Genomic DNA, 25,765 nt, shown 5'->3' on the forward strand with positions numbered 1-25,765 from the left:
GAACTCTCACTGTTGGAAAAATCACTTTTAAGGGTTTATAAAAAAAATAGAATCGTTTTTAAACTTATAAAGTTTGAAGAAATAACAAAAAATAATAAACAATAAATAAAACTCCTTCCCTTTGGGAAGGTTGGGATGGGCTCATGAGAATATTAGTAAACGACGGAATTTCACAAAGCGGAATTGACGCTTTAGAAAAAGAAGGATTTGAAGTAATGAACACAAAAGTTGCTCAAAATCAGTTAGAAAATTATATGAATGAACATCATATTGATGCAATTATAGTTGCGGGAAGAACCCAAGTACGCCAAGAATTAATTGAGGCTTGTCCGAGTTTAAAATTAATTGGTATGGCTGGGATTGATATGGATGCTATTGATGTCGATTATGCCATTGACAATGGTTTGCAAGTCATCAACACATCTGGCGCTTTGTCTAGCGCTGTGGCAGAGTTGGTTTTTTCTCATTTATTCGGAATGGTAAGATTTCTGCATTCCTCTAACAGAGAAATGCCTTTAGAAGGGGATTCTCGTTTTGCTGAATTAAAAAAGGCATATGCTCAAGGAACAGAATTAAGAGGAAAAACACTGGGAATTATTGGTTTTGGAAAAGTAGGACAAGAAGTTGCAAAAATTGCTATTGGCATCGGAATGAATGTTTTAGCAACAGATGAAGTTGTAGAAAGTACTGCTATTACTTTAGATTTTTTTAACGGTCAAAAAGCAATTTTTAACATTGATACAATTGATAAAGAAGAACTTTTTAAAGAAGCAGATTTTATTACTTTACATGTTCCAGAACAAGAAGAATTTTTAATTACTGCAACAGATTTCAATAAAATGAAAGATGGTGTTGGTATTATAAATACAGCAAAAGGTGGGGTTATTAATGAAGTAGATTTGATAAAAGCTATTAAAGAAGGCAAAGTACAATTCGCTGGTTTAGACGTCTTTGACACACAGCCAACACCTGCAGTGCAAGTTTTAATGAATCCAGAAATTTCTTTAACACCAAACATTGGGGCATCCACAAAAGAAGCACAAGACAGAATTGGTTTAGAGTTAGCAACGCAAATAATTACTTTATTAAAGTAAACTTAGATTTGCATAAATATTAAAAATTAAAGCCAAATCACTTTTAAAATATGGCCATTGTACACCCCTTTAAAGCCGTTAGACCCAGCAGAGATAAAGTTGCTTTGGTGTCTTCAAAATCATATGAAGCATATACTCCTGCGCAATTAGGTGCTAAATTAGATTTTAATCCGTATACTTTTTTACATATTGTAAATCCTGATTATAAATTTTTACAAGAGGTTTCTACAGAAAGACGATTTCAATTAGTACACAATAGATATCAAGATTTTAAAAGAAATAATATTTTTGTAAAAGATAAAGTTCCTGCATTTTATATTTATGAAAGAACGAACATACATAACACTTTTTGCGGAATTATTGGTGCCACCAGTATTGCAGATTATCTAAATGGCTATGTTAAAAAACACGAAGGCACTATCCATAAAAGAGAGCAACTTTTTGAAAAATATTTAAAAATAATAGGTTTTAATGCCGAACCTGTTTTATTAACTTTTAAGGATGATAAAACATTAACAGAAATTATCAACCAAGAAAAAGAGAAAAGACCAGAATATGAGTTTTCTACAACCGATAAAAATTTACATAAACTTTGGTTGGTTACGAATGAAAATATCAATCAGAAAATAATAAACGCTTTTGCAAAAATTGACGCTTTATATATTGCGGATGGTCATCACAGAACGGCTTCTTCTGCTTTGTTAGCTAAGGAGTTAGCATCAGAAAACAAAAATCATAATGGTAGTGAAGATTATAACTTCTTTATGAGTTATTTGATTCCTGAATCTCAATTAAAAATCTCTGAATTTAACCGTTTTGTAAAAGATTTAAACGGATTGTCGGTGGCTGAATTTTTAGAGAAATTAAGCAGTTCTTTCACTATTAAAAATCGAGGACAACAAGTTTACTTTCCTGATAAAAAACATCATTTTAGTATGTATTTAAATGGTGAATTTTATTCACTATATTTAAAGGAAAATATTTATAATTTCACAGATTGTTTAAGTAAATTAGATGCTGAAATTTTATACAGAACAATTTTAAATCCTATATTGGGCATAAAAGATCTTACAAATAATGACAGAATTGGTCATTCTGATAATAAAAAAGACATCGTTTCTATAAAAACAAAGGTTGATTTAGGTTTGTATACCGTTGGTTTTAGTTTGAATCCGGTCACCATTAAAGAAATGAAAGAAATTTCGGATGCTAATTTAAAAATGCCTCCAAAAACAACTTATATTCAACCTAAGTTAAGAAGTGGTTTAACGATGTATGAGTTTTGATTGTTCTATCATTCTAAATTTGATGCTTCTAATTGCAACTGTTCAAAATCTCATCACAAAATAGCTTAAAAAATGATTACAAAAAATATAAAAGAATTTAAATTAAAAATACCCGAAAATGTAACCTTAGTTGCCGTTTCTAAAACCAAACCGATTGAAGATTTACAAGAAGCTTATGATGCTGGTCAGCGCGTTTTTGGTGAAAATAAAATTCAAGAAATGGTGGATAAATATGATGCTTTGCCAAAAGATATTCAATGGCACATGATTGGTCATTTACAGAGTAATAAGGTGAAATATATGGCACATTTTGTCGATTTAATTCACGGAGTTGATAAATTTAAAACTTTAAAAGAAATTAACAAGCAAGCAAAAAAACACGATCGAATTATCAATTGTTTGTTACAAGCAAAAATTGCCAAAGAAGACACAAAATTTGGACTTACTTTTGATGAAATAGCAGAAATTTTAAACTCAAAAGAAATACTAGAACTTACCCATATAAAAATTGCTGGTTTTATGGGAATGGCTACGTTTACAGATAATCAAGAGCAATTAGCAGAAGAGTTTTCATTACTAAAAACCTTTTTTGATACTCAAAAACAACAAACTAAAATTCATAACTGCCATCTCGAGATTTTATCAATGGGCATGAGTGGAGATTATGAATTAGCCATCAAAAACGGGAGTACAATGATTAGAGTTGGAAGTTCTATATTTGGTCATCGAAATTATAATTATTAAATTTAAAAAAAATTAGAAGAAGTTGTATGTTATTTTAGATATTGAAACTACGGGAGGTAAGTTTAATGAAGAGGGAATTACAGAAATTGCTATCTACAAATTTGATGGTCATCAAGTTGTAGATCAATTTATATCGCTTGTAAATCCTGAAAAACCCATTCAAGAATTTGTGGTAAGGCTCACTGGCATTAATAATAAAATGCTGCGAAATGCGCCCAAATTTTATGAAGTTGCAAAACGCATTGTAGAAATCACCAAAGATTGTATTCTTGTAGCGCACAATGCTACTTTTGATTATCGAATTTTAAGAACAGAATTCGATAGATTAGGCTTTGATTTTTTTAGAAATACTTTATGCACTGTTGAATTAAGTCAGAATTTAATAGAAAATCAAACTTCTTATAGTTTAGGCAAGCTCACAAAATCTTTAGGAATCCCTATTACAGATAGGCACAGAGCAAACGGTGATGCTTTAGCAACCGTGCAATTGTTTAAATTACTTTTAGAAAAAGATTTTGAAAAAACGGTCATTCAAAATTCAGTGAAATATTTTGATAAAAGACAGGAAAAAGAAAAATTAAAAAACTTGATTGACGAAATTCCGAATGTTTTAGGTATTTATTACATCCATGACAGTGAAGGAAAAGTAATTTTTATTGGCAAAGGAAAAAATATAAAAGCCGAATTAAATAATCTCTTTATAAAAACTTCAAGGCGCGCAGTTAAAATACAAGATAGAGCTAATAGTGTTACTTATAATAGAACAGGTAATGAACTTTTTACCCGTTTAAAGTATTATTTACAATTAGAAAAAATAGCTCCCAAATTTAACTTTAAAAAGAATTTTAAAATTACTAAGGAAGATTTTAATAACGATAGTTTTATCATTTTTGATAAAGGCAGAGAAGTTGAAGAACATGCCGTGATTCTTATTGAAAATAATATGGTAACGAGTTATGGTTACACCAATTTAGCGCATCAAGAAAATAATTTAGAAATCTTAAAATCGGTTTTAACGTCGATAGAAAATAAAGAGATTTCTAAAACGATCATCAAAAATTATTTGAATCGAAATAAAGTGCAAAAGATTATACGTTTCTAAGGAAAAAAAAGAATTTCATTCCCTATTTATATTCGTAATGTTAAATTATTTTTTATTTTTAAAAAAGAAACCAAACTAACTTTATTTCTCTATTTTAGCGGTCGTTATATGGTAGATCAAGAACTTTTAATTTTACAGTTTCAGAAAAAAGATGTAAAAGCATACGAAAAATTGTATGGTTTATACTGTGATAGTATTTCTGGAGTTGTAAATAATATTGTTAAAAACGATAATCTTGCCCAAGAAATTACCCAAGATGTTTTTATAAAAGCTTGGAATAATGCTGAAAGTTATTCTCCAAAAAAAGGTCGTTTTTTTACTTGGATGCTAAACATCGCTAGAAATGCAGCCATAGATTGCACGCGTTCTAAAAAATATAAACAGTCGAAGCAAAACCTTAATGCAGATTTTCTCGTAAATATATTAGAAACTAGTAGTAGCTTAGACAACACAACCAATACAATTGGACTAAAAGAATTTGTAACCAAATTAGGCGATACTTGTAAATCTGTGATTGAATTATTATATTTTAAAGGGTTTACACAAAAAGAAGCATCTGAAGAATTAGAGATGCCACTTGGAACCATAAAAACAAAAAATAGAACCTGCATTGGTGAATTACGCACCATGTTAGGAGTATAAAAATGAACACAAAAGAATACATAGCATCTGGAATATTAGAACTGTACGTTGCAGGCTCGCTTTCTGAAAAAGAAAACGAGGAAGTGTATGCGGCAATTCAAGAAAACCCAGAGCTATTGGTAGAAATAGAATCTATAGAAAAAGCTATTTTACAATTAACAGCAGCAGCTAAAAAAGATATTCCCTATTCTTTTAACGATATTAAAGATCAATTAAATAGTGAAGAGCCGAAAGTAATTACCATGCCAAAACCCAACATAAAACAGTATTTAGGTTGGGCAGCTGCTTTTATTTTAGGATCTACCTTAATTTTATCTGTACTTCAAAATAATATATTAAAAGAACAATTAGCTATTGAAAAAGAACAACTGGAAGAACAAATAAACAAATCTTCGAATAGTTTAGCGGAAGCTGAAAAACTAATTGAAATATTTAGAGACAAGGATATTATTTCTATTCCTTTAGCGGGTCAAACGGTATCACCAACATCGTATGCAAAAGTATATTGGGATAAAAAAACAAATTCTATTTATTTAGACGCCAAGGGTTTACCAGAACCACCAAAAGGAAAAGTTTATCAAGTTTGGTCTTTAAAATTAGATCCTTTAACCCCAACAAGTTTAGGTACTTTAGATTCTTTTACTACGGATGCAAATAAGATTTTTACCATTGACAACGGAAATGAATCAGAAGCTTTTGGTATCACTTTAGAACCTGCTGGTGGTAGCCTCTCTCCTACTTTAGAACAGTTGTATACTTTAGGTACCGTTGCTTCTTAAAAAAACAAAATAGATTATTTTAGCCGTAAATTCCTTTTAGTGCAGAAAATCGTATACTTTTGATGAACACTGAGTCAATATCAAAAAGACAAACTACAAATGATAATTCCTATAAAAACTAATTTTAAATTATCCTTTTTTTATACTACCCTTTTATATGTGCTGTTTTCTTGCAATTCAAAAGTTGTAGAAATCTCCGAAACAAGCTTTTGTGAAACCATCCAAAGAAATGATAGTATTTCCTTGACCAATGAGCTAAAAGGCATGGAGCAAAAAATGGACAGTTTAACTGGAACTTATGTACTTGAAGATGGCAGTGGTTCTATGGTGGCAAGAGCTTGGTTAACACAATATGCAGAAAAAACTATTGACGTGCAATATTTTATTTTTTCTATGGATAATGTAGGGCTCATTGCTTGTGATTATTTAATTAAAGCAGCAGACCGAGGTGTTAAAGTTAGAATTATTGTGGATGATATTATGGTCGATGCAGATATTGAGGATATACTAATGTTTAATTCTCATAAAAATATTTCTGTAAAAATTTATAATCCTGGCGTTAATTTAGGGAAAAACATCTTCGGGAAAATTAAAAAATTTACCACAGATTTTAAGTCTGCCAACCAAAGAATGCATAATAAAACCTTTTTGGTAGATGATAAAATAGTCATTACAGGTGGTAGAAACATAGCCGATGAATATTTTGATTATGACCATGAATATAATTTTAGAGACCGAGATATTTTGTTGATGGGTAAAGCTGTAAAACAAGTTAAAAATTCTTTTTCTGACTTTTGGAACAGCGAATTTAGTAAAGATGTAGCTGAAATTGTAGCAATTGATTCCGAACTAGTATATGAGGACAACAGATTCAATAGATTGCATGAATATGCCTGTAATCCTGATAATTTTTGGCCACAGATTAGAGAAAGAATTAAAAACTTACCCGATACTTTTAACAAAATCAAAAAATCTGGCGATTTAGTTTGGTTAGAAGATGTGCAGTTTATTTCAGACATCCCAGGTAAAAATAATGGTTTTAATGGCATGGTTGGTGGCGGCGCTAGCACTAGCGCTTTAATTAAATTAGTGCAAAACGCAAAAATATCTATAGACATCCAATCTCCTTATTTAATTACAACAGAATTGAGTAGAAATTTATTTAAAAAAGCTGTAGATCGTGGTGTAAAAATAAGAATATTAACAAACAGCCTTGCCTCTACAGACAATTTGGAAGCCTTTAGTGGTTACCAAGAAGACAGAGAAGAATTACTAAAAACAGGGGTTCGAATTTTTGAATTTAGACCAGATGCGGCAAAAAGAATGAGTATTATGACCGGTGAACTTCAAGAAACTTTAGAGCATAAACCCGTTTTCGGATTGCATGCAAAATCTATGGTTATTGATAACAAAACCACTGTTATTGGCACTTTTAATCTAGATCCTAGAAGTGCAAATTTAAATACGGAATGTATTGTCATTGTAAAATCAAATAAAATTTCGGCAGGAGTTTTATCAGGAATGAACGAGGAATTTCTTCCTGAAAATTCATGGGAAACAACAATCAACTATAACCCTGATAAAGAAGTTGGTAAGTTCAAAAGATTAAAAACGTGGACAAGAAGAATTATTCCAAATAAAATATTATAATTCCAAAAACTGTAAAATAGTATATAGAAAAATAAATGCTCAAACTTTAAAGTTTGAGCATTTGTATATTATTTTAAAAATTTTTTCTATTTTCCAAAAAGTCCACCCAACATTCCGCCAAGTCCGCCAGATTCTTTTTTATCACCTCCTAAAAACATACCAGCAACATCATCAACGACACTCCCATCTCCATCTGCATCTAACATTTTTTCAAGAAAACTTTGTTCACTTGTAGCACTGCTTCCTCCTACTAAACCCCCAATAAGTCCTGTTAAATCTCCTGAACTACCAACATTTTGCTCGTTTTTTTGTTTCGCCAAAAATCCCATTAAAATAGGTGCTGCCACTTTTAAAATATGGGCTACGGAACTAGCATCTAAACCAACTTTTTGACCGATAAATTGCTCTAATCCTTGCTGCTTACTTCCTAAAATATGACTTAAAATCCCTGCTCCATCTTGTTTCACAGTATCATCTACTCCACCACCAAACAAACCACTAAGATTGTCTAAAATACTACCATCGTGTTTTCCGGATAATGCACTCATTAAACCTTCGGCCCCTTCTGGCGTTTTTGCATTTCTTTCCATAGCTTTCATTAACACAGGCAAAGCCATTGTTAAAACACTACTTGTTTTACTAGAATCATTTCCTGTAGAACCCGCTACTCCAGATATAATTGATTTTCCTAAATCGCTATTTAATAAGTCTAAAATCCCTGCCATTGTATGTTTTTAATGATTAATATATTTTCTTCCCAAAATTAGGACACAATATAACAATAAAGTCACGCTAATTTTAAATATTTTTTTATCTTTCCCTTTCTTAATTAATTTTGAAGCAACTAAATGAAAAAAGTAGCATTACATTGGAAAATTTTAATAGGAATGGTTTTAGGAATCATTTTTGGTTTTATCATGAATTCTGTTGACGGTGGTAAAGGATTTGTAACAGATTGGATAAAACCTTTTGGAACTATTTTTATCAATCTTTTAAAATTAATTGCAGTACCCCTAATATTAGCCTCTTTAATTAAAGGAATTTCTGATTTAAAAGATATTTCTAAAATTAAAAAAATGGGACTAAGAACCATGATTATTTATATGATGACAACTCTTGTGGCCATTATCATTGGTTTAGGAATTGTAAATATTGTGAAACCAGGCGCAGGAATGTCTGCTGATACCATTGAGAAAATAAAATCAAAATACGAGAGCTCTTCTGATGTTGCAGATAAATTAACCAAGGCAACGGCACAAAATGATGCAGGTCCTTTACAAGCATTAATCGATATTTTTCCAAGTAATATTTTTACGGCCTTAGGAGATGCTAGTATGTTACAAATTATCTTTTTTGCCTTGTTTGTAGGTATTTCTTTACTTCTAATACCAGAAAAGAAAGCAAAACCACTAATGGATTTCTTTGACTCTTTAAACGAAGTCGTCATGAAAATGGTCGATTTAATTATGTTATTTGCACCTTATGCTGTTTTTGCTTTGTTAGCAAACGTTATTATTGCTTTCGATGATACAGAAATTCTTTTAAAACTCTTAGTATATGCGCTTTGCGTAGTGGGTGGTTTATTGTTAATGATTGGCTTTTATCTTACCTTGGTTCGTGTATACACAAAAAAATCTCCGCTATGGTTTTTAAAACAAATTAGTCCTGCGCAATTATTGGCTTTTTCAACAAGTTCTAGTGCAGCAACTTTGCCTGTAACCATGGAAAGAGTTGAAGAGCATTTAGGTGTTGATAAAGAAATTTCTGGTTTTGTTTTACCAGTGGGTGCTACCATAAATATGGACGGAACAAGTTTATACCAAGCTATTGCGGCTGTGTTTATTATGCAAGTAGTTTGGCCAGAAGGGTTAACATTTTCTAACCAATTAATTATTGTGGCAACGGCATTATTAGCTTCTATTGGATCTGCAGCCGTGCCAAGTGCAGGCATGGTCATGTTGGTTATTGTATTAGAATCTATCGGTTTTCCTCCTGAACTATTGCCTATTGGTTTAGCACTAATTTTTGCCGTAGACAGACCTTTAGACATGTGTAGAACTACTGTAAACGTTACTGGAGACGCCACAGTTTCTATGATTATTGCAAAATCTTTAGATAAATTACACGATCCTAAACCAAAAGAATGGGACGACAACTATGAAAAAGTAAAGTAGAATTATAACGGATTACTTTCAATAAAAAATGACTTTACAAATTTCAAATCCTTTGGTTTCTGCAGATTGGCTTTACAATCATTTAGATGCCAAAAATCTTATCATTTTAGATTGTACAATTCCGAAAGTTACGGCGGTAGCATCCGTGCAAAGTGAAGCTAAAAAGCAAATAGCAGGCGCTCTGTTTTTTGATATCAAAAATATGTTTTCTGATACAACATCAGCTTTTCCAAATACGGTTTTACCACCTAAAAACTTTGAAGAAAAGGCACGGAATTTAGGGGTTAAAAAGGATAGTTGTCTAGTAGTTTATGACGATTTAGGCATCTATTCTTCTCCAAGAGTTTGGTGGCTATTTACTTTAATGGGTTTTAAAAATATTGCTGTTTTAGATGGAGGTTTGCCTGCATGGAAATCTAAAAATTATCCTATTCAAGTTCCGAATAAACATTCTTTACCGCAAGGAGACTTTCTTGTAAAATATCGTCCTGAAAAACTAAAATTTACGAATGATGTTTTATCAGCCATAGAAAAGCATCAGTTTTTAATTGTGGATGCACGTTCAGAAGATCGTTTTTATGCAAGAGTATTAGAACCTAGAAAAGAGATTAGAAATGGTCATATACCGACCTCTGTAAGTTTACCTTTTACAGAAATTGTTGAAAACGGTTTTATGAAAGAAAAAGACCAACTTCAAGAAATTTATACAAGAATAAACCCAGCAAAGAAAGATTTTATTTTTACTTGTGGAACAGGAATTACAGCATCTATTTTGGCTTTTGGAAGCGCATTAGTTGGTATTCAAAATTCTGCAGTATATGATGGTTCTTGGACAGAATGGGGATCTACAAATAATTTACCAATAGAAAAATAAGATGGAAAACAGCACTTGGTCTAGAAAAGAATTTGAAGCTTATGTGCTGCTGTACGCAGCTCATTGTAATCATTTTGAAGATATTGAAGAGCAAAATTATATTTTATCGAAAGTAGACATAAAAACATATCACAAAATTCATACGGAAGTTGTGGCCGATTCTGATGAAAATAATTTGAACAAAATTCAGCAATATATCTCCGAAAATAAGTTTAGTCAAGCTGAAAAAGAAATACTTTTAAAAGAATTAAAAAATGTTTTTTTTGCTGATGGTTCTGTTGATGTCATCGAGAAAAAAGTATTTAGCATTCTTAAAAAAATTATTGATTAATATTTTAGTGATTGTATCAACAAAACTAGACATTGCAATAAAACCTATGCAGGCAACAAAGACTAGCTCTCTTTTTTAGTAAGAAAATCAACCAGAAAAAACCTCCTTTTTTAAAACAAAAAACCTTGCAAAAGCAAGGTTATAGACGTATTCTGAAATAATTATTCTTTTATTTCAGGTGCTTTAATACCAAGTTTTTTCATCACTAATTTAGTAATATCAAAATTTTCGTCTATGTAAGCAAACTGATTTCCTGCTTTTGTAAATATTTGAGAATATCCCTCTTCCTTTGCTATTTCAGTAACCGCTTCGTTTAATTTTTTATATAACGGTACCATTAATTCATTCCGCTTTAATTGCATCAGTTTATTTCCGTTTTCTTGAAATTTCTTCACATCTTGTTCTAACGCTGTCAATTCATCAACCAATACTTTCTTCATCAGCTCACCCATTTCTTTTTCTTTCGCCCTAAAATCTTTCACTCGCTTTTTATAATCTTCCATTTTAATAGAAAAAGTAGAATCTAATCTAGCCCCGTATTCTTGTGATCTTTCTATCACAATTTTAGCCTCAGGCATTATATTAATGATATAATCGCTGTCTATGGTCCCTACTTTACTTTGCGCCATAGCCGCACTGCTTATAAAAGCAATAAAAAGAATTGTAAATTTTAATTTCATGATTTCGTTTTAGATTGACAAAGATAGAAAAGGAATTGATTTACAGAAACCTACTTGCCTTAAAAAGCATTCATCTTATCTAAAATTGTTGTAATTATTTTTTTTTCGTTAGTTTGATACTCAAACCATATTGTTTCTGTATCTCTTTTAAACCAAGTTAACTGTCTTTTTGCAAAACGTCTGGTATTTTTTTTAATCTCAGAAATGGCAAATTCCTGCGTAAAATCGTCCTGAAAGAAAGAAAATAATTCTCTATAACCAACAGTTTGTAAAGCATTCAAGTTTTTATGAGGGTACAAATTTTCAGCTTCTTCTATTAAACCATTTTCAATCATTAGATCTACTCTTTGATTAATTCTATGATAAATAATTTCTCTATCTGCCGTTAATCCTATTTTTATAGATTTAAAATTTCTGGGGGCTTTGGGTTTATTTTTAAAAGTTGCATACGGAATTCCTGTACCCAAACAAATTTCTAAAGCTCTCATAACACGATGAGGATTATCTATCGCAATAGCATTATAGGTCTCTAAATCTAACTCTTTTAATTGTTGCTGTAAAACTTCAATGCCCTCTTCTTCTAATAATTTGGTAAGATTTTCGCGAATCTGTTTATCAACTTCAGGAAAATAATCTAACCCTTTTAAGACAGCATCTACATATAAGCCACTGCCTCCAACCATAATCTGAATTGGATTTTTTTCAAATAAAGTATCTAAAGTCGCCAGGGCATCTCTTTCAAATTGACCCACATTATAATCTTCAAAAATGCTTCTATTTTGTATAAAATGGTGTTTGGCTGCAGCTAACTCCTCTGCATTAGGAACAGCGGTTCCAATAACCATTTCTTTATAAAACTGTCTAGAATCGCATGAAATAATATCCGACTTAAAATGATTTGCTAACTGTATACTTAAGGCAGTTTTACCTATTGCTGTAGGTCCAACAATGGTTATTAAAGTATTATGTATTTCTTTCATCAGGATTTAAAGTATCGCCACAATTATAACAAAAAATCGAATTTTCTTTGTGTCTATCTGCCAAACAGTTGGGGCAAGATTGTGTATTGAAATCAAGATCACTTCCTTCATGTTTTGTCATTTCTGAACTAACTATTCCGGTTGGAATTGCTATAATACCATATCCTAAAACCATGATGATACTTGCAATAAATTGACCAAAAGGGGTATTTGGTGCAATATCTCCATAACCAACAGTAGTAAGTGTTACAACTGCCCAATAAACACTTCTTGGTATACTTGTAAAGCCATTTTCTTCACCTTCTATCATATACATTATGGTACCAAGAATTAAACACAATATAATTACAAAAAATAAAAAAACTAAAATTTTAGCTCGGCTTGCTTTTAAGGCAACTATCAATCTATTGGAAGCGCCTATATATCTTGCTACTTTTAATATTCTAAAAACTCTTAATAAACGCAAAGCTCTTAAGGCCGCCAAATTATGCGACCCAATGATGATAAATGATAAGTATTTCGGAATTGTTGATAGTAGATCTATGATTCCAAAAAAGCTAAAAATATATTTTGACGGCTTTTTTATGGTAATCACCCTTAAAACATATTCAATAGAAAAAAGAATTGTAATCACCCATTCAGAAATATTTAATTGATCGTGATATTTAGTATCAAAACTTTCTACACTTTCTAGCATGACCAGTATAATACTCGCAATAATGGCTACCAATAATATTACATCAAAAAGTTTGCCTTCTTTGGTATCTGCTTCATAAATAATTTCATGAAGTCTTTCTTTCCAAGAGGGTTTATTTGCTGAATTTTTCAATTTTAAATTAAATTTCTACTACAATACTACAAATATTATATGAATTGTTGATTTTTTTACGCCTGTTTTTCTCTTTATTCATTGGGGTTTCTAAAATAAATTCAAAAAAAACAATTTTTTTAAAACCGTATCTACTTTCTTCTCGTAAGTATTGGTGAGATTCAATTAAAAATAACTTAAAACTCACAAAATGAAAAAAAGTAAAATTTTAGTAGCAACCGTTTTCGCAGCGATTATCGGTTTAATTACAATCGCAGCAGATCATATTGATGCGCCTGCAACCAGTGGAACCAATGCGGACATTACAGACTTCTATGCCTTTCAAGGAGAAAACACACGCAACCTTGTTTTTGTAGCAAATGTTCAAGGGCTATTGAGTCCATCTGCATCAGCAACTGCCTCTTTTGATGAAAATGTGTTGGTAGAATTTAATATTGACACCAATGATGACAAAGTTGAAGACTTGGTGATTCAAGCAATTCCGAGAGACGGAAACATGTATTTTTTCGGTCCATTTGCACCATCATCAACAGGATTAAATAGTAATATTAATGAAATGGCAACAAAAAATGAAGTAGCAATTACTTCTTATGGAACCAGTGCAACAATCTCAGAAAGCAATGGAATGAAATTTTTTGCAGGGCCAAGAGATGATCCTTTCTTTATGGACTTTGCACAATATGGAGCAATTCTTGGCGGAAATGCATCTGGCTTTAACAATCCTGGGGCTGATACTTTTGCCGGCAGTAATGTACTTTCTATAGTCATTGAAGTACCTAAAAGTCAAATTGGAGGTTCAGGGACCATCAACACTTGGGTAACTACAAATACAAAACAATAATTATAATCAACTTTAAAAATAATATCATGAAAATTTATAAAATTAAATACATAGCAATTGCAATCTTTTCACTATTCATAATAAGCTGCGACAATAATGACGAGAACACGATGACCCCAGTAGCAACAGATTTTTCTGGAACGTTTTCACAAAAAGATCAAATGGGTAGACCAGCAGTAAACACTGTTTTTGTTTCAGCGGATAGCAAAGATGCTTTTAATGTTACCATTCCTTCTCAACAAGGAGCTATGTTTCAATCCATGTTCGAAACAAATTTAACCGGTTTAAGTCCTGCGTATGCAAATGCAGGAGATGCGAATGCATTAGGATTGGATGCACCTTCTTTTACCAGTTTACTAGCTACTGATGTATTAAATGTATCTTTAGACGGAACTACAACTTTCTTTGATGGCACCAACGTTTTAACAGGACGAGCTTTAGCAGATGATGTAATTACGGTGGAGTTATTGTTGATTTTTGGTGGAGAAGATTTTTCTGAAAACCCTACCCTGTCGGATGATCATGTAAGTGCAAATGATAAAGAATTCTTAACCTCTTTTCCTTATTTAGCATCTCCATGGTAAAATACTGAAGACACCCTCTTCAATTAAAAAACCGGCATGCTTTGAGGGGTGCGTGTCGGTTTTTACCTTTTAACCACTCCAATAATAAAACTACAAATTATGAAGTACATCCAACTTATTTTAATATTTGTAACTATTTCAATCACAATTAGTTGCAATAACCATAAAACCAAACAAATAACAAACTCTAAAGATTACAATAGCTTTCTAAACTTAACTGAAAATACATCTTTAAAAAATGCAATAAATGATTTAAATTTTTGGGGAAACAAATTAAAGCAGGCACCTAGCCAATATCCTTATCATTCAAAAATAGCTGCTGCAAATTCTAATATATTTAAACTTACAGGAAACATCCAACAGTTAAAAGAAGCAGAAAAGAATTTAATAACTGCCAATGAAAAAACAAATTACAACAATACAGGCTATTTAAGAAGTTTAGCAACCAATTATATTTCTCAACATCGTTTTCAAGAAGCTCTAGAATTATTGACCAAAGCGGAATTTATCGGTGAAAAATTACAACAAACGCACTTGATGTTAATAGATGTTTATTTAGAACTTGGCAACCTTCAAAAAGTAGAAGAATATTTATCGAAAGTTCAAAATTTTAAAGATTTTGACTATTTAATTAGGGTCTCTAAGTACAACGATCATATTGGTAATTTAGACAAAGCAATTGTGTATTTAGAAAAGTCTTTAGATATTGCGACATCGTCTAAAAATAAAAATTTAATGCAATGGAATTACACCAATTTAGCGGATTACTATGGTCATGCAGGTAGAATTAAAGAATCTTACAACGCCTATTTAAAAGCATTATCCATCAACCCAAATAATACGTATGCTAAAAAAGGAATTGCTTGGATTGTTTATTCTTATGAACGGAATCCTAAAGAGGCTTTAAGAATTCTAGAAACCGTATCAAGAGAAAATGCTGGGCCAGAATCTCATTTATTAAAGGCTGAAATAGCAGATTTTATGGGAAATAGAAATGAACAAGAAAAACAAATAACTCTATATAAATCTAAAGTGACCAATCAAAATTATGGAGCTATGTATGCAAAATACAATGTGCTTTTATTTGCTGAGGATGATAGCAACCAATCAAAAGCAATAGCAATTGCTAAACAAGAGGTAGCATCAAGACCCACAGCACAATCTTATGACTTGTTAGCTTGGTCTTTTTTCAAAAATGGGAACCATAAAAAAGCAATGCAGATTGTTAAAAACCATGTAATTGGCAAAACTTTTGAACCCGAAGCTTTGTTACACACAGCATATATTTTAAAAGCCAATGGTAAACATACAGAAGCAAAAAAGTTAAAAACTGAATTATTAGGAGCCATTTATGAATTAGGTCCGAATTCTGAACAAGAAATACATACTATATAATGAAATATTTAATAACATTTTTACTTTTGATTCCAATAAGTTTACCGGCATTTGGTCAGGCTTTAAAAGGAAGTGTTGTAAACTCTTTTAATGAACATTTAGAAAATGTTTATGTTATAAACGTAAATTCAAATTCGCATACCCATACCAATGAAAACGGTAGTTTTATGCTTGAAGAAACAGTTTTAAATGATACTATTCAAGTACATATTCTAGGCTTTGAAAAAAAAATAATTCAAGTTAGTAAAGAACATTTAGAAAATGGAATTATCATTGAGCTCACCACAAAAATTTTCCAGTTAGAGGAATTGGTTTTACGCAAAGAAATCAACGCATTGCAAACAATGGCAAAAATCGATTTACAAGTGAATCCTGTAAATAATTCTCAAGAAATTTTAAGAAAAGTTCCAGGATTATTTATAGGACAACACGCCGGAGGAGGAAAAGCAGAACAGATATTTTTAAGAGGTTTTGATATTGATCACGGTACTGATATTACGCTTTCTGTAGACGGAATGCCGATCAATATGGTGTCTCATGCACACGGTCAAGGATACTCTGATTTGCATTTTATAATTCCTGAAACCATACAAAAAATAGATTTTGGTAAAGGACCTTATTATGCAAATCAAGGTGATTTTAATACAGCGGGATATGTAAATTTTTCTACCCATACCAATATTCGTAAAAATATGATTTCGGTGGGATATGGAGATTTTAACTCCGTAAGAACTTTAGGGATGTTTCGTATTTTAGAAAACAGTAAAAACAGTAATGCCTATGTTGCAGTTGAATATATCGAAACCGACGGACCTTTTGAATCTAAACAAAATTTTAATAGACTCAATATTTTTTCAAAATACCATACTTTTTTAAACGGAAAAGATCAGTTGACATTAACAGCATCACATTTTACAAGTAGTTGGGATGCTTCTGGTCAAATACCACTTAGGGAAGTTGAAAACGGAAATATATCACGATTTGGTGCCATTGACGATACGGAAGGAGGTTTTACATCTAGAACAAATCTAAATGTTCAGCTAAACAAAACTTTATCAGACAAATCTGTATTTAAAGCCAATGTTTTTTATTCAAAATATGACTTTGAACTATTTTCTAACTTTACATTTTTTCTTGAGGATGCTGTAAATGGAGATCAAATAAGACAATTAGAAGACCGCAATATTTTTGGGATGAATGCTAAAATTATCAATTCTAAAAATTATGGTGATGTAGAGGTGAAATTTACTAAAGGAGTTGGTTTACGGCATGACTTTATTAAGGATAATCAATTATCTAGAACTAAAAATAGAAGTGAATTGTTAGAGAGAATTCAATTTGGCGATATAAAAGAATCTAATTTATATGCATTTTTTAATTCAGAATTTGAACTTGGAAAATTTAAGATATCACCGGCCGTTCGTTTGGATTATTTTAAATTTTTATACAATGATCATTTAAGCGATGTTTATAAAACGTTATCTAAAACGAAAGCAATTATCAATCCGAAGTTAAACTTTTTATATACCCAAAATGATCACTTACAATGGTTTTTAAAATCCGGAATCGGTTTTCACTCAAATGATGCAAGAGTTATTTTACAACAAAATGCAGATAAAATTTTACCAAAAGCATATGGTTTAGATATTGGAAATATCTGGAAACCCGCCAAAAAATTAATAATCAACACCGCTGCTTGGTATTTATTGTCTGAAGAAGAATTTGTATACGTAGGTGATGCTGGGATTATAGAACCTTCAGGAAAATCAGAACGTTATGGGATAGATGTTGGGTTGCGGTATCAATTCACAAATCAATTCTTTTTGGATTCAGATGCAACTTTTACAAATGCTAGAAGTTTAGAAAATAGTGCCGGTGAAGATTATATTCCTTTAGCACCCAGTTTTACAATGTCGGGAGGATTGTCTTTTAGGGATTTAGGAAATTTTTCTGGCGGATTTCGGTATCGTTATTTAGCAGACAGACCTGCCAATGAAGATTATAGCATTATTGCCGATGGGTATTTAGTAAGCGATTTTAACATCAATTATAAAAGGAAAGACATTATTTTTGGTATATCGGTAGAAAATATTTTTAATGTAGCTTGGAATGAAACACAATTTGCTACCGAAAGTAGATTACAGAATGAAGAAGACTCGGTAGAGGAAATACATTTCACACCCGGAACCCCATTTTTTGCAAAAGCAACAATTACCTATCAATTTTAGTTTGTGATCTTCTATCATAGTTGTTTACTGATAATAATTCAATAATATTTAATACATAGTTTGGTTAGTTTTAGTTGGATGGGAAGCCTGTTGCAGAAATGTAGCAGGTTTCTCGTTGGCGTTTATTCAACTTTACGGTGTCTTTTCCCAATTTCAGTTAAATACTGTTAACAATATATTAAAACACCTTTTTTGATGAAACGTTTTTAAAGATCAGACGTCTTTTCAATAGATAACAAATAACTAAAAAATTTCTATTATGAAATCATTAAAATCAATCATTGCCATTATCGCTATTAGTTTAGCCACTACTTTTTCTACAACAGCAACAGAAAAAGAACCATCAAAAATTACAAAAAAATTAAGAACAGAAATTGTTTCTATGCTAGGAGATAAAATTCCGTTTGTACTTGAAGAAACTAGTTCCGCAGAAATTTCTTTCGTCATTAATAACAAAAACGAAATTGTAGTTCTTTCTGTAGACTCTAAAGTAAGTGAGTTAAGCAATTATGTAAAGGGAAAACTGAATTATAAAAAAGTAAAAGTACAAGGAACTTTAGAGGGAGAAACGTATACAATACCTTTAAAAATAAATGCTGCAAAAAATTAACAATAAGTTGGTTAGTTGGTGCCCAAGATTAGTTTTACCGCTAACTTGGGCATTTTTTTTCTGCTAATCTTCGTATTGTTTCATTTCATCATCATAAAAAAAACCCGCTTTATCCATTCAATAATAGCTTTCAAAGAAGGCTATAAAATTAGGAGTATCTTGTTATTTTTCTAATTTCAGTTAAATACTGTTAACAAAATATTAAAATACATTATTGATGAAACGTTTTTAAAAATCAGACGTCTTTTCAATAGATAACAAATAACTAAAAAATTTCTATTATGAAATCATTAAAATCAATCATTGCCATTATCGCTATTAGTTTAGCAACTACTTTTTCTACAACAGCTTCTGAAAAAGAACCATCAAAAATTACAAAAAAATTAAGAACAGAAATTGTTTCTATGCTAGGAGATAAAATTCCGTTTGTACTAGAAGAAACTAGTTCCGCAGAAATTTCTTTCGTCATCAATAACAAAAACGAAATTGTAATTCTTTCTGTAGACTCTAAAATAAGTGAGCTAAGCAATTATGTAAAAGGAAAATTAAACTATAAAAAAGTAAAAGTTGAAGGAACTTTAGAGGGAGAAACGTATACAATACCTCTAAAAATAAATGCTGGAAAAAATTAACAACAAGTTGGTTAGTTGGTGCCCAAGATTAGTTTTACAGCTAACTTGGGCATTTTTTTTTGCTAATCTTCGTATTGTTTCATTTCATCATCATAAAAAGCACCCGCTTTATCCATTAAATCAGCCAATTCAGTTGCAATGTCTTCTTCATTTTCTCCTGTTAAATCCTCAAACCACTCTATTTCATCATCTTTAAGGTTAATCATAAAACGCGGAAATTCTGTATGCAACACAAAAACATCTTCCGGATACTCACTATTATCTGCTAATAAAAATTTGGGTAAAGTCATTTTTTCTTTTAATTTGATGCAAATTTACAAATATCTTTCCTTAACGATGTTTAAATGATGAATTTGATGTCCAGAAAATAAATACCCTAAAGCTCTCACAGACATTTCATTTCCAGAACCAACACCAATCCGCAACAAAGCTTCCTCTGAAAAGCTTTTATACAATAAGATTGTTCCTGCTCTTACAACAGCCATTTCTTCCAATAAATCCTCAAAATTTCTTACATCTACAGCTGCATTTTCAACAAATAAATCTTCATCAAAACCTGGTAAAGAAGTTTTATCGCTTCTAGAAAAACATAAGGCTCTATAACAAAAAACACGTTCTGTGTCTATAATATGCTGAATTAATTCTTTTAGTGTCCATTTTCCTTCAGCATAGGCATAATTTTGCTTTTCTACAGGCAAATTTTCAAATGTTTTTTTAAAAGCAGTTTGCGCTAATTCTAAATTCTCAATAATTGATTTTCCGTTTTTCTCAATAGCCTGAATATATTGTGCATAATAAGGCGCGTATTCGTTTTTAGGAATCATATCTATAGGTTTGTGTTTTTTGTGCTACGAAATTAATCATTTTTTTGCCATCAAATAAAACAACTTATTTAAGCGAGTAATTCATTTGGAAAAAAGTTTTGAGAATTTGAAGCATTCATAGAACATAAAACTAACCGTTGTAACATTCCCAAAGCAAAACTTTGTTACGATTTTTACCCTAGTTTATACAATCCTATTTCATCGAATCATTATATATTTACAAAAATTAATAGTCATGTTTTTTAGGCTTTTTTCATATTTTAAATTTATACTAAAATCTACAAATCAACATGGAGTGCATTCGCCTTTTATGTTTGATTTTGTAACCAAAGGTTTATATAAAAAAAGGAACTTAAACATTCAATTAGACGATTTTAATTTTGACGTTAAGCGCTCTAAAAAAGAAGAAGAAATCTTAAAAAAAGTTATAGGATATTTTCAGCCTTCTGCTGTAATCACAAATTTAAAAACTACAAGCACCTGTATAAACAACAATCTTAACTTATTGTATTTTAAAAATTTGAAAGATTTGAAAGACATAAAAGTATCTACATTAAGTGTAAGTCATCCAAATAGTTTTATCATCATTAAAAATATTCATCAGGATAAACTAGTCTTTCATTATTGGACAGAAATTACGCGTTTACATGAAGCAACGGTTACTGTAGACTTGTTTTATTTTGGTATAATTTTCTTTAGAAAAGAACAAGCCAAAGAGCATTTTATAATAAGAGTTTAACAGTTTAACATAAAGAAACTTTGTAACTTTGACACTTTAAATCTTTGTAACTTAAGTAAAATGAAAATATATACAAAAACTGGCGATAACGGCACAACAGCTCTATTTGGCGGAACGAGAGTAAAAAAATACAATTCGCGCATAGAGAGTTATGGAACAGTAGATGAGCTAAACGCTTATATTGGTTTGATTAAAGACCAAGAAATTAGTGAAAAAGTGAAGGACTCATTGCTTAAAATTCAAAATGAATTATTTACTTTAGGAGCAATGTTGGCAACTCCGCCCGAAAAAGAAACATTAAAAAACGGCAAGGAACGTTTAAATATTCCAAAAATTGATGATTCTTCTATACTTTTTTTAGAAAATGAAATAGATGAAATGGATACTGTGCTTCCACAAATGACGCATTTTATACTTCCTGGAGGACATCAAGCGGTGTCATTCTGTCACGTTGCTAGATGTGTTTGTAGACGGGCAGAACGATTATCTGTAGCGCTAAATGACGAAGAACCTTTGAACGAAAATATTTTAAAGTATTTAAACCGGCTTTCTGACTATCTTTTTGTGTTGGCACGAAAATTGACTCAAGATTTGGAAGTAGCGGAAATCAAATGGATTCCCAAAAAAAATAGTTAAGTTCTTTTTTTATCGATTTTAAAGAAATTAGATTTTTTTACACTTTAAAATACTGATTTAAAGTACATTAAAAATACAACTAATATATTAAACGTAAATTTCTTAAAAAAGACTTGCATAATTGAGTAAAAAAATTATTTTTGCACAAAATTAAACATTAAGAAAATGTATTGGACATTAGAATTAGCATCTTATCTAGCAGATGCACCCTGGCCAGCAACCAAAGACGAATTAATAGATTATGCTATTAGAACTGGATCTCCTCTAGAAGTGGTAGAAAATCTACAAGATATAGAAGATGAAGGGGATGCATATGACTCGATTGTTGAAATTTGGCCAGACTATCCTACAGAAGATGATTATCTTTGGAATGAGGATGAATACTAAACATAATAACAACTATAAAGTCTCAAAAGAGACTTTTTTTTGTTTAGTTAAAAAAATACTTTTTTACAATTGATAATAAATTGATTTACAATCAAATAATACAGCTAATTTTTAGCTGATAAAAACTTATATAGCATGAATATTTTAAATTCAGTAATTAAACTTTTTGTAGGTGATAAACAGCAGAAAGATTTAAAAAGCTTACAGCCTGTTGTGGAAGATGTTAAGAAATTTGAAATGGTAATTTCAAAACTTTCTCATGATGAATTAAGAGCGAAAACCCAAGAATTCAAGAACATCATTAAAACAGCTTTAAAGGAGTTTGATGATAAGATTGCAACCTTAGAAATAGAAGCCAAAGGTGCTGATATTGACAGGCAAGAAGATATTTATACTGAAATTGATTCTTTAAAAGATGAGTCTTATAAAATTTCTGAAGAAACATTATTAAAAATAATGCCAGAGGCTTTTGCCGTAGTAAAAGAAACTGCAAAACGTTTTGCAGAAAATAAAGAAATTGAAGTAACAGCCTCTCCTTTTGATAGAGAAATATCTGCAGAAAGAGACAATGTTACCTTAGAAGATGACAAAGCATATTGGGCAAATTCTTGGGATGCTGCAGGAAAACCAGTTACTTGGGATATGGTGCATTATGATGTTCAATTAATTGGAGGTTCTGTATTGCACCAAGGTAAAATTGCAGAAATGATGACTGGTGAAGGGAAAACTTTGGTTTCTACCCTACCCGTTTATTTAAATGCATTAACAGGAAATGGCGTACACTTAGTAACGGTAAACGATTATTTGGCAAAACGTGATAAAGCATGGATGGGCCCAATTTTTGAGTTTCATGGTTTGTCTACAGATTGTATCGATTATCATCAACCAAATTCAGATGCCCGTAGAAAAGCTTATAATGCAGATATTACATACGGAACCAATAACGAATTTGGTTTCGATTATTTACGTGATAATATGGCGAGTTCTAAAGACGATTTGGTACAAAGACCTCCAAATTATGCCATTATTGATGAAGTAGATTCTGTTTTAATTGATGATGCAAGAACACCTTTAATTATTTCAGGTCCCGTACCACAAGGAGACCGTCATGAATTTACCGAATTAAAACCCTTAGTTGCCGATTTAGTTTCTTTGCAAAAACAACATTTAGTAAGTGTTTTAGCAGAAGCTAAAAAGTTATTGGCAGCTGGAAATACTAAAGAGGGTGGATTTTTATTACTAAGAGTGTACAGAGGTTTGCCTAAAAACAAGGCGTTAATCAAGTTTTTATCGCAAGAAGGAATTAAACAAATTCTTCAAAAAACGGAAAACACCTACATGGCAGACAATAATAAAATGATGCCAGAAATTGATGAAGATTTATGGTTTGTAGTGGAAGAAAAAAACAACCAAATCGATTTAACGGATAAAGGAATTGCACATTTATCAGAAAAAACAAATAACGATACATTTTTTGTACTCCCAGATATCGGAGTTAAAATTGGCGAAATTGATACGGCGGATATAACTACAGAAGAAAAAGCAGCAAAAAAAGACGAATTATACAAAGATTTTAGTATCAAAAGTGAACGTATTCATACCATGAATCAACTTTTAAAAGCCTACACCGTTTTTGAAAAAGATGTGGAATATGTGGTCATGGATAATAAAGTAATGATTGTAGATGAACAAACGGGGCGTATTATGGATGGCCGCCGTTATTCAGATGGTTTACACCAAGCAATTGAGGCAAAAGAAAATGTAAAAATTGAAGATGCTACACAAACTTTTGCAACGGTAACCTTACAGAATTACTTTAGAATGTATCGTAAACTTTCTGGAATGACAGGAACGGCAATTACAGAGGCTGGCGAATTATGGGAAATCTATAAATTAGATGTTGTAGAAATCCCTACAAATAAACCAATCCAAAGAGATGACAAAGAAGATTTAGTATACAAAACTGCGCGTGAAAAATACAATGCAGTTATTGAGGATATCGTAAAATTAGTAATACAAGGACGCCCAGTTTTGGTGGGAACAACTTCTGTAGAAATTTCAGAATTACTAGGTAGAATGTTACAAATGCGTAAAATTCCTCATAATATATTAAATGCAAAATTACACAAACGAGAAGCAGATGTTGTTGCCGAAGCTGGTAAGTCTGGAGTCGTAACTATTGCTACCAACATGGCAGGACGTGGTACTGATATAAAACTATCTCCAGATGTAAAAAAGGCAGGTGGATTAGCTATTATTGGTACAGAAAGACATGATTCTCGAAGAGTTGATAGACAGTTAAGAGGGCGTGCAGGTAGACAGGGTGATGTTGGATCTACACAGTTTTATGTAGCCCTAGATGACAATTTAATGCGTTTGTTTGGTTCTGATAGAATTGCCAAAATGATGGATAGAATGGGCTTAAAAGAAGGTGAAGTAATTCAGCATTCCATGATCTCGAAATCTATTGAAAGAGCGCAAAAGAAAGTTGAGGAGAATAACTTCGGAATTAGAAAACGTTTGTTAGAATATGATGATATTATGAACGCTCAACGTGAGTTTGTTTATAAAAGAAGACGTAACGCTCTGGATGGAAAACGTTTACAGGTTGATATTGCCAATATGATTTATGATACTTGTGAATCGATTATCAACGAAAATAAAGCCACAAAAGATTTTCAGAATTTTGAGTTTGAATTGATTCGCTTCTCTTCTACTACCTCTCCTTTCTCTAAGGATGAGTTTGAGAAAATGTCTGACAAAGATTTAACAGATAAATTGTATGATGTTGTAACAGAACACTACAAAAATAAAATTGAGAGAAATGCAGTTTTAGCGTTTCCTGTAATTAAAGATGTTTATGAAAATGAAGGTGATCGTTATGAACGCATTGTAGTTCCTTTTACAGATGGCAGTAAATCTTTACAAGTAGTAACCAACTTAAAAGAAGCTTACGAAAGTGAAGGAAAAAGTTTGGTAACCGATTTCGAGAAAAACATCACTTTAGCCATTATTGATGAAAACTGGAAAGAGCATTTGCGTAAAATGGATGAGTTAAAACAATCTGTACAAAATGCATCTTACGAGCAAAAAGATCCTTTATTAATTTATAAGTTTGAAGCTTTTGAGTTGTTCAAGAAAACGGTTGATGAAATCAATAAAGAGGTTTTATCATTCTTGTTTAAAGGAGAATTGCCTGTTCAAGATAGGTCTCAAATTTCTGAAGCCAGAAATCAAAAAAGAGAACGCCTAAATACAAGTAAAGCAGATGTTCAAAACTCTACGGAACAAGCAATTCAGAATTCTCGTCAGTCACAACCTGAGCCTATTGAAACAGTGGTAAGAGAGCAACCAAAAATTGGTAGAAATGAACGTGTTACCATTAAAAACATCATGAGTGGCGAAGAAAAAGAGGTTAAATACAAACAAGCAATTCCTTTAATTGAAAAAGGTAAATTTGTTTTAGTAAATAAATAATGATGAATAATCCTATTTTAAATCCTTCTAAGAAAATAGTAATATTCCTTTTAATAGCATGGTGTATTGGTGTTTTATTGTTAGTTTTAGCAAGTACTAATCTTTTTACGGAATCTATGTTTCAAAGAAAATATACGATTACAAATGGTCTAATTTTTAGTGCAACGATAACTGCTTTAGTGGTGACAAAAAATTATTTAAAAAGTAAGAAATAGATTTCTGAATAGAAGAATTCATTACAATAGTA

At 31.3% G+C, this 25,765-nt stretch carries 27 protein-coding genes; 21 read left to right on the plus strand and 6 right to left on the minus strand.

The window, feature by feature from the left end:
* Window positions 1-143: 143 nt before the first annotated feature.
* The 7 genes from K8354_RS06755 to K8354_RS06785 all read left to right on the plus strand — a co-directional run bounded on the left by K8354_RS06755 (window position 144) and on the right by K8354_RS06785 (window position 7,297).
* On the plus strand, window positions 144-1,094 hold the full coding sequence (locus K8354_RS06755; RefSeq protein ID WP_223446588.1) for a D-2-hydroxyacid dehydrogenase: 951 nt from the start codon (window positions 144-146) through the stop codon (window positions 1,092-1,094).
* A 50-nt stretch (window positions 1,095-1,144) separates the two neighbouring features.
* A complete protein-coding gene (locus tag K8354_RS06760) occupies window positions 1,145-2,380 on the plus strand; it encodes a DUF1015 domain-containing protein (RefSeq protein WP_223446590.1) in 1,236 nt (411 codons plus the stop codon).
* A gap of 72 nt (window positions 2,381-2,452) precedes the next feature.
* Entirely contained in the window at window positions 2,453-3,124 is a 672-nt protein-coding gene (locus K8354_RS06765) for a YggS family pyridoxal phosphate-dependent enzyme (protein WP_223446592.1), read from the plus strand.
* 22 nt (window positions 3,125-3,146) lie between these two features.
* Window positions 3,147-4,226, plus strand: coding sequence for an exonuclease domain-containing protein (locus K8354_RS06770; protein ID WP_223446594.1), 1,080 nt, complete (start codon window positions 3,147-3,149; stop codon window positions 4,224-4,226).
* A gap of 108 nt (window positions 4,227-4,334) precedes the next feature.
* On the plus strand, window positions 4,335-4,868 hold the full coding sequence (locus tag K8354_RS06775) for an RNA polymerase sigma factor (RefSeq protein WP_223446596.1): 534 nt from the start codon (window positions 4,335-4,337) through the stop codon (window positions 4,866-4,868).
* 2 nt (window positions 4,869-4,870) lie between these two features.
* Entirely contained in the window at window positions 4,871-5,647 is a 777-nt protein-coding gene (locus K8354_RS06780; protein ID WP_223446599.1) for an anti-sigma factor, read from the plus strand.
* A gap of 99 nt (window positions 5,648-5,746) precedes the next feature.
* Complete coding sequence (locus tag K8354_RS06785; RefSeq protein WP_223446601.1) at window positions 5,747-7,297, plus strand: phospholipase D family protein; 1,551 nt, start codon at window positions 5,747-5,749, stop codon at window positions 7,295-7,297.
* Between the two features lie 86 nt (window positions 7,298-7,383).
* Here K8354_RS06785 and K8354_RS06790 read toward each other — a convergent pair whose 3' ends face one another.
* Complete coding sequence (locus tag K8354_RS06790; RefSeq protein WP_223446603.1) at window positions 7,384-8,022, minus strand: DUF937 domain-containing protein; 639 nt, start codon at window positions 8,020-8,022, stop codon at window positions 7,384-7,386.
* 123 nt (window positions 8,023-8,145) lie between these two features.
* Here K8354_RS06790 and K8354_RS06795 point away from each other — a divergent pair, with 123 nt between their 5' ends.
* Genes K8354_RS06795 through K8354_RS06805 form a run of 3 tightly spaced genes read left to right on the plus strand, consistent with a single transcriptional unit; the run spans window position 8,146 to window position 10,676 of the window.
* Entirely contained in the window at window positions 8,146-9,471 is a 1,326-nt protein-coding gene (locus K8354_RS06795; protein WP_223446605.1) for a dicarboxylate/amino acid:cation symporter, read from the plus strand.
* A gap of 28 nt (window positions 9,472-9,499) precedes the next feature.
* Window positions 9,500-10,345 (plus strand): sulfurtransferase, encoded by an 846-nt coding sequence (locus tag K8354_RS06800; RefSeq protein ID WP_223446607.1) that lies wholly within the window; start codon window positions 9,500-9,502, stop codon window positions 10,343-10,345.
* 1 nt (window position 10,346) lies between these two features.
* Complete coding sequence (locus K8354_RS06805; RefSeq protein WP_223446610.1) at window positions 10,347-10,676, plus strand: hypothetical protein; 330 nt, start codon at window positions 10,347-10,349, stop codon at window positions 10,674-10,676.
* A 161-nt stretch (window positions 10,677-10,837) separates the two neighbouring features.
* Here the strand turns inward: K8354_RS06805 and K8354_RS06810 are convergent, their stop codons facing one another.
* The 3 genes from K8354_RS06810 to K8354_RS06820 are packed head-to-tail and all read right to left on the minus strand — an operon-like array spanning window position 10,838 to window position 13,165.
* The gene (locus K8354_RS06810; protein WP_223446612.1) at window positions 10,838-11,356 is read right to left on the minus strand and encodes an OmpH/Skp family outer membrane protein; all 519 of its coding nucleotides are present in this window, start codon (window positions 11,354-11,356) and stop codon (window positions 10,838-10,840) included.
* A 59-nt stretch (window positions 11,357-11,415) separates the two neighbouring features.
* Entirely contained in the window at window positions 11,416-12,336 is a 921-nt protein-coding gene (gene miaA / locus K8354_RS06815; protein ID WP_223446615.1) for a tRNA (adenosine(37)-N6)-dimethylallyltransferase MiaA, read from the minus strand.
* Window positions 12,320-13,165, minus strand: a complete 846-nt coding sequence (locus K8354_RS06820) for an ion transporter (RefSeq protein WP_223446618.1) — start codon at window positions 13,163-13,165, stop codon at window positions 12,320-12,322. Before K8354_RS06820 ends, miaA begins: the two co-directional genes overlap by 17 nt.
* Before the next feature lie 190 nt (window positions 13,166-13,355).
* Between K8354_RS06820 and K8354_RS18590 the strand changes: the two genes are divergently transcribed.
* From K8354_RS18590 to K8354_RS06845, 6 genes are all read left to right on the plus strand, one after another.
* A complete protein-coding gene (locus K8354_RS18590) occupies window positions 13,356-14,006 on the plus strand; it encodes a DUF4331 family protein (protein ID WP_254713043.1) in 651 nt (216 codons plus the stop codon).
* Between the two features lie 26 nt (window positions 14,007-14,032).
* Window positions 14,033-14,590: a DUF4331 family protein gene (locus K8354_RS18595; RefSeq protein ID WP_254713044.1), complete on the plus strand. Its 558-nt coding sequence runs from the start codon at window positions 14,033-14,035 to the stop codon at window positions 14,588-14,590.
* A gap of 99 nt (window positions 14,591-14,689) precedes the next feature.
* Entirely contained in the window at window positions 14,690-15,985 is a 1,296-nt protein-coding gene (locus tag K8354_RS06830) for a tetratricopeptide repeat protein (RefSeq protein WP_223446620.1), read from the plus strand.
* Window positions 15,985-18,213 carry a TonB-dependent receptor gene (locus K8354_RS06835; RefSeq protein ID WP_223446622.1) on the plus strand — a complete coding sequence of 743 codons (2,229 nt, stop codon included), beginning with the start codon at window positions 15,985-15,987 and terminating at the stop codon, window positions 18,211-18,213. Before K8354_RS06830 ends, K8354_RS06835 begins: the two co-directional genes overlap by 1 nt.
* A gap of 259 nt (window positions 18,214-18,472) precedes the next feature.
* Window positions 18,473-18,823 (plus strand): hypothetical protein, encoded by a 351-nt coding sequence (locus K8354_RS06840; RefSeq protein WP_223446624.1) that lies wholly within the window; start codon window positions 18,473-18,475, stop codon window positions 18,821-18,823.
* Window positions 18,824-19,104: 281 nt separating this feature from the next.
* The gene (locus K8354_RS06845) at window positions 19,105-19,455 is read left to right on the plus strand and encodes a hypothetical protein (protein ID WP_223446627.1); all 351 of its coding nucleotides are present in this window, start codon (window positions 19,105-19,107) and stop codon (window positions 19,453-19,455) included.
* Window positions 19,456-19,517: 62 nt separating this feature from the next.
* On the opposite strand, the gene K8354_RS06850 is transcribed toward K8354_RS06845, so the two are convergent.
* Both K8354_RS06850 and K8354_RS06855 read right to left on the minus strand, forming a co-directional pair.
* Window positions 19,518-19,745 (minus strand): DUF8828 family protein, encoded by a 228-nt coding sequence (locus K8354_RS06850; protein ID WP_223446629.1) that lies wholly within the window; start codon window positions 19,743-19,745, stop codon window positions 19,518-19,520.
* Between the two features lie 24 nt (window positions 19,746-19,769).
* A complete protein-coding gene (locus K8354_RS06855; protein ID WP_223446631.1) occupies window positions 19,770-20,279 on the minus strand; it encodes a DinB family protein in 510 nt (169 codons plus the stop codon).
* Between the two features lie 235 nt (window positions 20,280-20,514).
* Between K8354_RS06855 and K8354_RS06860 the strand changes: the two genes are divergently transcribed.
* The 5 genes from K8354_RS06860 to K8354_RS06880 all read left to right on the plus strand — a co-directional run bounded on the left by K8354_RS06860 (window position 20,515) and on the right by K8354_RS06880 (window position 25,733).
* On the plus strand, window positions 20,515-21,018 hold the full coding sequence (locus K8354_RS06860; RefSeq protein WP_223446633.1) for a hypothetical protein: 504 nt from the start codon (window positions 20,515-20,517) through the stop codon (window positions 21,016-21,018).
* A gap of 60 nt (window positions 21,019-21,078) precedes the next feature.
* A complete protein-coding gene (locus K8354_RS06865) occupies window positions 21,079-21,654 on the plus strand; it encodes a cob(I)yrinic acid a,c-diamide adenosyltransferase (RefSeq protein ID WP_223446635.1) in 576 nt (191 codons plus the stop codon).
* Window positions 21,655-21,819: 165 nt separating this feature from the next.
* Window positions 21,820-22,041 (plus strand): DUF2795 domain-containing protein, encoded by a 222-nt coding sequence (locus K8354_RS06870; protein ID WP_065318236.1) that lies wholly within the window; start codon window positions 21,820-21,822, stop codon window positions 22,039-22,041.
* Window positions 22,042-22,176: 135 nt separating this feature from the next.
* Entirely contained in the window at window positions 22,177-25,518 is a 3,342-nt protein-coding gene (gene secA / locus K8354_RS06875; RefSeq protein ID WP_223446637.1) for a preprotein translocase subunit SecA, read from the plus strand.
* A complete protein-coding gene (locus K8354_RS06880; RefSeq protein ID WP_223446639.1) occupies window positions 25,518-25,733 on the plus strand; it encodes a hypothetical protein in 216 nt (71 codons plus the stop codon). Before secA ends, K8354_RS06880 begins: the two co-directional genes overlap by 1 nt.
* Window positions 25,734-25,765 lie beyond the last annotated feature (32 nt).

This window comes from Polaribacter litorisediminis (genome assembly GCF_019968605.1).
Classification (GTDB): domain Bacteria; phylum Bacteroidota; class Bacteroidia; order Flavobacteriales; family Flavobacteriaceae; genus Polaribacter; species Polaribacter litorisediminis.